General features: G+C 70.4%; 8 protein-coding genes. 3 read left to right on the plus strand and 5 right to left on the minus strand.

All coding sequences use genetic code 11. From position 1 onward, the window contains the following. Positions 1-117: transposase (locus tag ACOJUJ_RS18550; RefSeq protein WP_420128391.1), on the plus strand; the 117-nt coding region annotated here is incomplete at its 5' end. Between the two features lie 294 nt (positions 118-411). Here ACOJUJ_RS18550 and ACOJUJ_RS18555 read toward each other — a convergent pair. Genes ACOJUJ_RS18555 through pyrR form a run of 5 tightly spaced genes read right to left on the minus strand, consistent with a single transcriptional unit; the run spans position 412 to position 5,568 of the window. After that, positions 412-1,587 carry a hypothetical protein gene (locus ACOJUJ_RS18555; RefSeq protein ID WP_420128384.1) on the minus strand — a complete coding sequence of 392 codons (1,176 nt, stop codon included), beginning with the start codon at positions 1,585-1,587 and terminating at the stop codon, positions 412-414. Between the two features lie 24 nt (positions 1,588-1,611). Beyond that, positions 1,612-2,688 carry a 3'-5' exoribonuclease YhaM family protein gene (locus ACOJUJ_RS18560; protein WP_420128385.1) on the minus strand — a complete coding sequence of 359 codons (1,077 nt, stop codon included), beginning with the start codon at positions 2,686-2,688 and terminating at the stop codon, positions 1,612-1,614. A gap of 59 nt (positions 2,689-2,747) precedes the next feature. Continuing rightward, complete coding sequence (locus tag ACOJUJ_RS18565) at positions 2,748-4,040, minus strand: dihydroorotase (protein ID WP_420128386.1); 1,293 nt, start codon at positions 4,038-4,040, stop codon at positions 2,748-2,750. Further along, positions 4,037-5,008: an aspartate carbamoyltransferase catalytic subunit gene (locus ACOJUJ_RS18570; RefSeq protein ID WP_420128387.1), complete on the minus strand. Its 972-nt coding sequence runs from the start codon at positions 5,006-5,008 to the stop codon at positions 4,037-4,039. Before ACOJUJ_RS18570 ends, ACOJUJ_RS18565 begins: the two co-directional genes overlap by 4 nt. Next, positions 5,008-5,568, minus strand: coding sequence for a bifunctional pyr operon transcriptional regulator/uracil phosphoribosyltransferase PyrR (gene pyrR / locus ACOJUJ_RS18575; protein ID WP_420128388.1), 561 nt, complete (start codon positions 5,566-5,568; stop codon positions 5,008-5,010). Before pyrR ends, ACOJUJ_RS18570 begins: the two co-directional genes overlap by 1 nt. 256 nt (positions 5,569-5,824) lie before the next feature. On the opposite strand from pyrR, the gene ACOJUJ_RS18580 reads away from it, so the two are divergent. Next, positions 5,825-6,982 carry a 6-bladed beta-propeller gene (locus ACOJUJ_RS18580; RefSeq protein ID WP_420128389.1) on the plus strand — a complete coding sequence of 386 codons (1,158 nt, stop codon included), beginning with the start codon at positions 5,825-5,827 and terminating at the stop codon, positions 6,980-6,982. 89 nt (positions 6,983-7,071) lie between these two features. Then, positions 7,072-8,028 carry a c-type cytochrome gene (locus tag ACOJUJ_RS18585; RefSeq protein ID WP_420128390.1) on the plus strand — a complete coding sequence of 319 codons (957 nt, stop codon included), beginning with the start codon at positions 7,072-7,074 and terminating at the stop codon, positions 8,026-8,028. Positions 8,029-8,249: the final 221 nt, after the last annotated feature.

Genomic DNA, 8,249 nt, shown 5'->3' on the forward strand with positions numbered 1-8,249 from the left:
TTTGCATGGCTGAATCAGTATCGCCGGTTGAGCAAGGATTATGAGGAACTAACCTCCTCAAGCGAGGGGATGATCTACCTCGCGATGATCCAAGTGATGGTCCGCAGAATCGGATGATATCAGATTCTTAAACACGCTCTCAGAATGACAGTCGATCCTCCGAACGCTGTCTTTGCGGATTCGCGTGTCGGGCCGATGCGTCGCGCGCCGACACTACGCAGGCGAGTGTGTCGTGGCCGACAGTAACTGCCGCGTACAAAAAGATTCTTCGGTCGGCGCGGCTGAGTCCAGTGCGTGCCGCGGCTGCGGCGCGGCGCCTTGCTCAGGATGGCAGCGAGCCGCTGGGAGGGCAAACAAACGAACGCCCGCCGGAGTACCGGCGGGCGTCCGCGTTCCACGGAAATACCGTGCTTACAGCTCCGAACCGCAGATCTCGCAGTACCAGGAATGCGGCTCGTTGATGGCGCCGCACTCCTTGCACAGCAGCGGCTCCGCGCGCGAGGCGGCGCCAGCACCGGCGGCGGCCGGCGTGGCGGGCTGCGCCGGCGGCGGCGTCTTGCCGCGCCCCGTGGAGGCCGGGCCGCTGCCGATGGCGCGGTCCAGTTCCTCCAGAAACGCCAGGTCGTCCGCGCCCAGGTCCGCCGAAGCGGGCGGCTCGGTGGGACGGGTGGACGCCTCGATCTCCCGCAGGAAATCCAGCCCCTCGTCGGCCCCGGCCGGCGGCGGCGTCCATCCGCCCGACGCGCCCGTCGCCGCCTGGTCGATGCCCTCCAGCCAGGGCAGATCCTCTTCCGCGTCCGCGGTCCTGGCCTCGGTGCTGAACTCGTTGCCAAACGGGTCCCACTCGTCCGCCGACACCGCGTCCGCCGCCGCGCGCACGTCCGCCGGGGGCGGCGCCTCGACCGTCTCCGCCGCAGCCGGCGCGGCCACGTCGCCCATCCCCGGCACATCTTCGTCCGGCAGCCGCGGCTCGAAGTCCGCGGTCGCCTCGCGATCGAAGGGGGCCGGCGTATCCGCCGCGAGACTGGATTCGCTCACCGCGGGTGCGGAGTCGAACAGGGCCGGCTCGGCCTCGGCGGCCGCGACGACCGGCTCCGGCTCCGCCGCGGCAGTCGGCACGGCAGTCTGGGCCGGGGAGGCAGCGGCGGCGTTCTCGGCGCTGGAGATGTCGGCGGCCAGCGTTTCCAGCCGCTCCACCTCGGCGCGCGCCTGCTCCACCTGGTCCTCGGCCTCGCGCACGCGGGCCTCCAGGTCCGGGCGCGCCGCGTTCCAGGCGGACTCGTCCAGCTCGCCGATCAGATGGCGCAGGCTGACCTCGTCCATCTCGTCCGCCGCGGCCAGGCGGTGCGCCTCGGCCTGCTCCAGCGAGCCGCGAAAGCGCTGCAGGTCGGCCTCGATCTCGCCGCGGTGCGACGAAAGGCTCTCGTTCACGCGGCGCAGGCGCTCGGCGTAGTCGGCGCGAATGCGCTCGGCCGCGCGGGTGCTGGCCTGCCCGCCCACCTCGTCCAGCCGCGCGATCCAGCCGGTGAGCTGCTCGCGCTGGCGGATCAGGTCGTGGACGGTGGCGCCGGGGATCAGTTCGCTCATGGCGTATCCGTAAGGGGGCTGCGTTCAGCCGCGAAACATGTCGATCAGCACTTCCACCACCTCCTGCGCGGGCACGGCCTCTACCGGCGCGTCGGGGGGAAGCTGCGGCGGGCGGTAGAGCGCGCGGTCCAGGTGGCGGTCAAAGCCGGACCACGCCCCCGGCTGCAGACCCAGCACGGTCCGCATCCCCGGGTTCATCTTGGCGTCCAGGTCGTCCGCCATGTGCAGGATCAGCGCCTCGAGCGTCATGGGCACCTTGGGGCTGGCCCATTCCAGCCGCCCCTGGTGGCTGGCGATCAGGTGCTGCAGGTGCAGCAGCCGGTCCGGGCGCAGTCCGGGAATCTGCTCGGCCTCCCTGGTCACCATCTGCAGGCCGATCAGAATGTGCCCCAGCAGCTGCCCCTCGTCGGTATACACGAACGAGCGGCGCGCCGCCAGCTCGCGCACCTTGCCGATGTCGTGCAGCAGCGCGGCCGCCACCAGCAGGTCGCGGTCCAGCTCGGCACCCTGCTCGCGGTAGTGCGCGCACAGACGGTCCGCCGCCTTCGCGACCGAAAGCGAGTGCTCCAGCAGCCCGCCCAGGTACGCGTGGTGATTGCGCTTGGCCGCCGGGTGCAGGCGAAACTGCTTGCCCATCTGCGTCGATTTGCCCACGCAGCGGATGAGCAGCGTGCGCAGCGGCAGGTCCGTCACCGTAGCCACCAGCGCGTCCAGCTCGCGGCACATCTGCCCCCGGTCGCGCGGCGACGAGGGAAGGAACACCTCCAGGTCGTCGTCGCCCACCTCCACCGGCTGCATGACGGTGATGGTGAGCTGCAGCTTGTCGTTGTACGAGCCCACGCGGGCGCGGATGCCCACCACGTCCTCCAGCGCCACCGCCGCGTCCAGCCGCTCCGCGTCGTCCCACACCTTGGCCTCAATGGTCCCGGTGCGGTCGCCCAGCGTAAGCGTAAGGAACGGCTTGCCGGCCTTGGTGTCGCGCTTCTGCTTGTCGAGAACCAGATAGCACGCCACCACCTCGCGCCCATCGTCGCGCAGGTCGGCCACCAGCGGCCAGGTGGCCGCGCCGCAGAACGCGCGCGGATCCGTCCGCGGCGCCATCGATCTCAACGGAACCAGCTCCCTCACACTGCTCCTTCCATTCATCACTACCCCGCTGGTCAGGCCGACCACACGGTGCGCCCGCCCACGATCGTCCGCACCGCGCGGCAGCGCAGGTCGCGGCCGTGGAACGGCGTGTTGCGGCTCATCGACAGGAACGTGGCGCGGTCCACCGTCCACTCGATCCGGGTATCGATCAGCGTCACGTCCGCCTGGAATCCCACGGCCAGCGATCCCAGCTTCATCCCCGTGTCCAGGCGCATGGAGCGGGCGGGGGCGCAGCTCATCCGGTCGATCAGCTGCGACAGGTCCAGGATCCCCGTCCCCACCAGCTCCGTGTAGCTAAGGCCCAGCGACGTTTCCAGCCCCACGATGCCGTTGGGTGCGTCCTCGAACGCCTGCTCCTTTTCGTCGTAGTGGTGCGGCGCGTGGTCGGTGGCGATCACGTCCAGCGTGCCGTCGCGCACCCCCTCGCGCACCGCCTGCCGGTCGGCCTCCGAGCGCAGCGGCGGGTTCATCTTGGCGTCGGTGCGGTACGCCGCCACCGCCGCGTCCGTCAGCGTAAAGTGGTGCGGCGTCGCCTCGGCCGTCACCCGGATGCCGCGCGCCTTGGCCGCGCGGATCAGCTCCACGCCGCGGCGGGTGCTGACGTGCTGCACGTGCAGCCGTCCGCCGGTGAGCTCCGCCAGCATCAGGTCGCGGGCGATCATCACGTCCTCGGCCTCGTTGGGGATCCCCGTAAGGCCCAGGCGCGTGGCGATGATCCCCTCGTTCATCGACCCACCGCGGGAGAGCGTAAGCTCCTCCTCGTGCACGGCGACGGGAAGGTCGAAGGCCAGCGCGTACTCCAGCGCCATCCGCATCATGCTGGCGCTGCTGACGGGGCGCCCGTCGTCCGTCACCGCCACCGCGCCCGCCTCGATCAGCTCGCCGAACTCCGTAAGCTGCTCGCCGTTCTGGCCCACGGTAATGCAGCCGGTGGGATACACCCGCGCCCCGCCCGCCCGCAGCCCCTCCGCCAGCACGAAGCCGACGTTCGCGGGGTTGTCGATCGGCGGATCGGTGTTGGGCATCGCCACGATCGCCGTAAACCCGCCCGCCGCCGCCGCCCGCGCGCCGCTCTCGATCGTCTCCTTGTGCTCCTGCCCCGGCTCGCGCAGGTGCACGTGCACATCGATCAGCCCCGGGGCCACCACGAGGCCGGCCGCATCGATCGTCTCCGCCCCCTCCGGCGCATCCAGGTTCTCCCCGATTCGCGCGACGAGCCCTTCCGCCAGCAGGACATCGACGACGGCGTCCAGCTTCTGCGACGGATCGACCACGCGGCCGCCGCGAATCAGCATCGGCTTCATGCCGGCCCTCCCTTGGCCGCTTCGGCCTGCTCCGGCGCGCCGCCGGCAAGCAGGTAGAGCACGGCCATGCGCACCGCCACGCCGTTGGTCACCTGTTCCAGGATCACGGAATGCGGCCCGTCGGCCACGTCGCTGTCGATCTCCACGCCGCGGTTCATGGGGCCGGGATGCAGGATGAGCAGGTCGCGCGGCGCCGCCTCGACGCGTTTGCGCGTGATGCCAAAGACGCGGTTGTACTCGCGCAGGCTGGGGATAAAGCCGCCCTTCATCCGCTCCAGCTGCAGGCGCAGGACGTTCAGCACGTCCGCCCAGGCGATGGCGTCCTCGATGCGGTGGAAGACGGTGACGCCCAGCTCTTCCACGCACGGCGGCAGCAGCGTGCGCGGCCCGCAGACGCCGACCTCCGCGCCCAGCGTCTTGAGGCCGTGGATGTTGCTGCGCGCCACCCGCGAATGCAGCACGTCTCCGCAGATGCACACCTTCAGCCCCTGCAGCGGGCCGCGGTGCTGGCGGATGGTCATCAGGTCCAGCAGCCCCTGCGTGGGGTGCTCGTGCTTGCCGTCGCCCGCGTTGATCACGCCGCTGGCGATGCGCTCGGCCAGGAACTGCGCGCTTCCCGACGCGTGGTGGCGAATCACCACCATGTCGATGCGCATGGCCTCCAGGTTGCGCGCCGTGTCCACCAGCGTCTCGCCCTTGGCCACGGACGAGCCGGCGGTGGAGATGTTCACCGTGTCGGCGCTCAGCCGCTTTTCCGCGAACTCGAAGCTCACCCGGGTGCGGGTGCTGTTCTCGAAAAAGGCGTTGACGATGGTCTTGGTGCGCAGCACCGGCACCTTCTTTACCGGCCGCTCCGAGATCTCCTTGAACGTCTCGGCCGTGTCCAGGATCTGCGTGATCTGCTCGCGCGTCATCCCTTCCAGCGCCAACAGGTCCTTGCCCAGCGAGGGCACCGTCTGAGGCACCATCAGGCGGCGGCCTCCGGCCACATCAGGTCCACGCCCCAGTCGCCGCCGTCGATCTCCGGCACCTTTACCTCCACCACCGCCCCCTGCGGCACGTCGACCCTGGAGCCGACCACGTCCGCCTGGATCGGCAGTTCGCGCCCGCCGCGGTCTACCAGCACGGCCAGGAGGATGCGCGCCGGCCGCCCGAAATCCGCCAGCTCGTCCAGCGCCGCCCTCACGGTGCGTCCCGTGTACAGCACGTCGTCCACGATCACCAGGTGCCGCCCGTCGATGCCGCCCGTGGGCAGGCGTGTCTGGCCCACGACGGGGCGCGGGCCCACCGTCATCAGGTCGTCGCGGTACAGGGTGATGTCGAGCGAGCCGGTGAGCGGCGCCTCGCCGCCGGCGCCGGCGATGGCTTCGGCGATGCGCTGGGCCAACTGCACCCCGCGCCGCTCGATCCCCACCAGCACCACGCCGGCCGAGCCGCCCGTAAGCGCTACGATCTCCTCCGCCATGCGCGCGAGCGCCCGATCCACCTCGGGCGGGTCCATGAGGGAGCGTCGCTGGGGTTCGGCCATGCAGGTCGCCAGGTCGGTGTTGGGGATGGGGATGGTTCTGGGCTGCGCAAACTTACCCGGTGCGCGGGGCGGGTGTCAACGAACGGCGCCCGGCGGATGCGGACGGGTCTCCCGATGCCGCACGCGCGGTGGCGGATGCGTGGCGCACTCTGGATTCGTGAAGCATAATCGTGAAATAATGACGTGCCGCGCGATCCGATGGTCATGCCCACGCGTCTGCGCCCCGCCGTGCTGTGTCCCCTGATCGACAATCCGCATGCGCTCCTCCTTTTGGACCCGCTTCCCCGCCCGCCCGCTGCTGGCCGCCGGATTCCTCTGCCTCTCCGCGTGCGGCGGCGGCGGTGAGCCGGACGCCCCCCGCGGCGCCTGGACGCCGGGCCAGGCGTGGCGGCTGGTTCCGCAGGCGACGATCGGCGCGGCGGACGGGGAGGGGCCGGAGGTGTTCGCGCAGATCGTGGACGTGGAGTTCGATGCCATGGGCCGCGTGTGGATCGCGGACGGAAAGCAGCACCAGGTGCGCGTCTTTGATTCCGCCGGCGTGCGCGTGCGGACGATCGGCCGCAAGGGTGGCGGGCCGGAAGAGTTCAACGGGATCGCGGGGATGGACTGGGCGGCGGACGGCACGCTGTGGGTGCTGGACGGCGGCAATGCGCGCTTCGCCGTCTACGACACCGCCGGCCGCTTGATCACCACCCGCCGGCGGGACGTTAACGTCACCGTAACGCCCTGGCCGCTGGGCTTCGACTCGCGCGGCAACCTGTACGACCGCGCCTCCGTCACGGGCTTCGAGGACAAGGAGGAGCGCGTGGTGCGCTTCACGCCCGATCTTCAGCCGCGCGACACCTTCCGCATCCCGCCGTTCGAGGCGCCGATGTTCGAGATGGTTCGGGAGCAGGGCGGCGGCCGCCGGAGCATCAACCGCGTGAACGTGCCGTTCTCGGCGATGCAGCAGTGGCGGATCGATCCGGAGGGATTCGTGTGGATTGCGGTCACCGACCAGTACCGGCTCACGCGCTACCGGTTCGATGGGACGGTGGACCGCATCGTGGAGCGTCCAATCCGAGGTCAGCCCGTGACCGCCGAGCAGCGGCAGAAGATCCTGGACAACTACCGGGGCTTTCAGCAGAGCGGCGGACGGATCGACGAGTCGCGCATCCCCAAAACGCACCCCGTCATCATGCACTTCTTCGTTGCCGACGACGGGCACCTGTGGGTGGTTCCTTTTCGCGGACGGGGCCCGGTGGTCGACGTGTTCGGCCCGGACAGCCGCTACCTGGGCGAGGTTGCGCTCCCCGGCGTGCTTCAGCCCTCGCCCGCACCCGCCATCCGCGGCGACCAGATGGCGAGCGTGGTGCGCAACGCGGACGGCGTGGAGTCCGTGCAGCTGCTGCGCATCGAAAAGCCCGGCCTCTGACGATTTTTGTTGCCTCCACCCCGTCCCCTGCGCATCATCTTCTGCAGCAGGAAGATGGTGGATGATACACTCATCAGCCGGAGGGGACGATGCCCAGCACCCTCGCCAGGATCCGCCGCGCGCTGCTCGCCTCGGGATGCGGGGCGGCCGCCGTCGCGATGCTCGCCTCGTGCGGCGGCGGTCACGTGCCGCTGCCGGCGCTCTCCGCGTCCATCGTCGGCGACACGGCGGGGCTGGTACAGCGCGGGGAGTACATCGTGCGGAACGTGGCGGTGTGCGGGCACTGCCACGCGGCTGACCCGCGCAACGCGGACGGCCCGCTGAGCGGCGGAGTGGCGTTCCGCAACTGGCGGCTGGGCACCATCCGGGCGTCCAACCTTACGCCGGACGTGGAGACGGGGCTGGGCGCCTGGAGCGAGGCGGAGATCGTGCGCGCCATTCGCTCCGGAGAGGACCGCGAGGGGCACACGCTGGCGCCGGTGATGCCGTACGCGTGGTTCCGGGGGATGTCGGAGCGCGACGCACTGGCCATCGCACGCTACCTCAAGAGCCTGCCGCCCGTCCGCAACGAGGTGCGCAACCGTCCCAGCCTGGTGTACCGCGCCGCGCGCGTCTTTGCGCTGGGCCCCGCCCGCCCCACGGCGGCCGTGGCGCCACGCCCCGCGGCGGACGCGGAGTACGGCCGCTACCTGGCCAACCACGTCTCGCTCTGCGGCGACTGCCACACGCCGCGCGGCGGGCTGCAGCAGAAGGCGGATCTGGACCGCCCCTTCGCCGGCGACGCATCGTCGTCCTTGCCCGCGAACCCGTCCAACCTTACGCCCGACGAGGAAACGGGGATCGGCCGCTGGACGGAGGACGACTTTCTGCGCGCGCTGCGCACGGGCGTAAACCCGCGGGGCGACAGCATCCACCCGTTCATGCCCTGGCGCGAGCTGCGCCGCATGCGCGACGACGACCTGCGCGCCATCCATCGCTACCTGCGCACCCTCCCCGCCATCCGCAACCCGGTCCCGGAAAAGCAGGCGCCCCCGCCACCATCGTGAGAGGGGCGGATGGATTCGCCGCTTCCGCATCCGGCGTCGCCCCGGCTATTCTGTTGACGCCAGCGACCGTATCAACCTGTAGATTTTTTGCGCGCCTGTGGCGCATCCGTTGCGGTCAAGCGCAGGCCACTTGCGTGTTTACGCGGAGCAACCTTACACTCGAACCAACCCGGTTCGAGAGGAGAGCATGGCTACGGCTGCCCTGACCTATTACACCCCGG

The sequence above is a fragment of the Longimicrobium sp. genome, assembly GCF_048594345.1.
Classification (GTDB): Bacteria; Gemmatimonadota; Gemmatimonadetes; order Longimicrobiales; family Longimicrobiaceae; genus Longimicrobium.

Bases quoted from the DNA above. Each gene is read 5' to 3' on its own strand.
- ACOJUJ_RS18555 (WP_420128384.1), bottom strand. From the start codon at position 1,587: ATGAGCGAACTGATCCCCGGCGCCACCGTCCACGACCTGATCCGCCAG.
- ACOJUJ_RS18560 (WP_420128385.1), bottom strand. From the start codon at position 2,688: ATGGCGCCGCGGACGGATCCGCGCGCGTTCTGCGGCGCGGCCACCTGG.
- ACOJUJ_RS18565 (WP_420128386.1), bottom strand. From the start codon at position 4,040: ATGAAGCCGATGCTGATTCGCGGCGGCCGCGTGGTCGATCCGTCGCAG.
- ACOJUJ_RS18570 (WP_420128387.1), bottom strand. From the start codon at position 5,008: ATGGTGCCTCAGACGGTGCCCTCGCTGGGCAAGGACCTGTTGGCGCTG.
- pyrR (WP_420128388.1), bottom strand. From the start codon at position 5,568: ATGGCCGAACCCCAGCGACGCTCCCTCATGGACCCGCCCGAGGTGGAT.
- ACOJUJ_RS18580 (WP_420128389.1), top strand. From the start codon at position 5,825: ATGCGCTCCTCCTTTTGGACCCGCTTCCCCGCCCGCCCGCTGCTGGCC.
- ACOJUJ_RS18585 (WP_420128390.1), top strand. From the start codon at position 7,072: ATGCCCAGCACCCTCGCCAGGATCCGCCGCGCGCTGCTCGCCTCGGGA.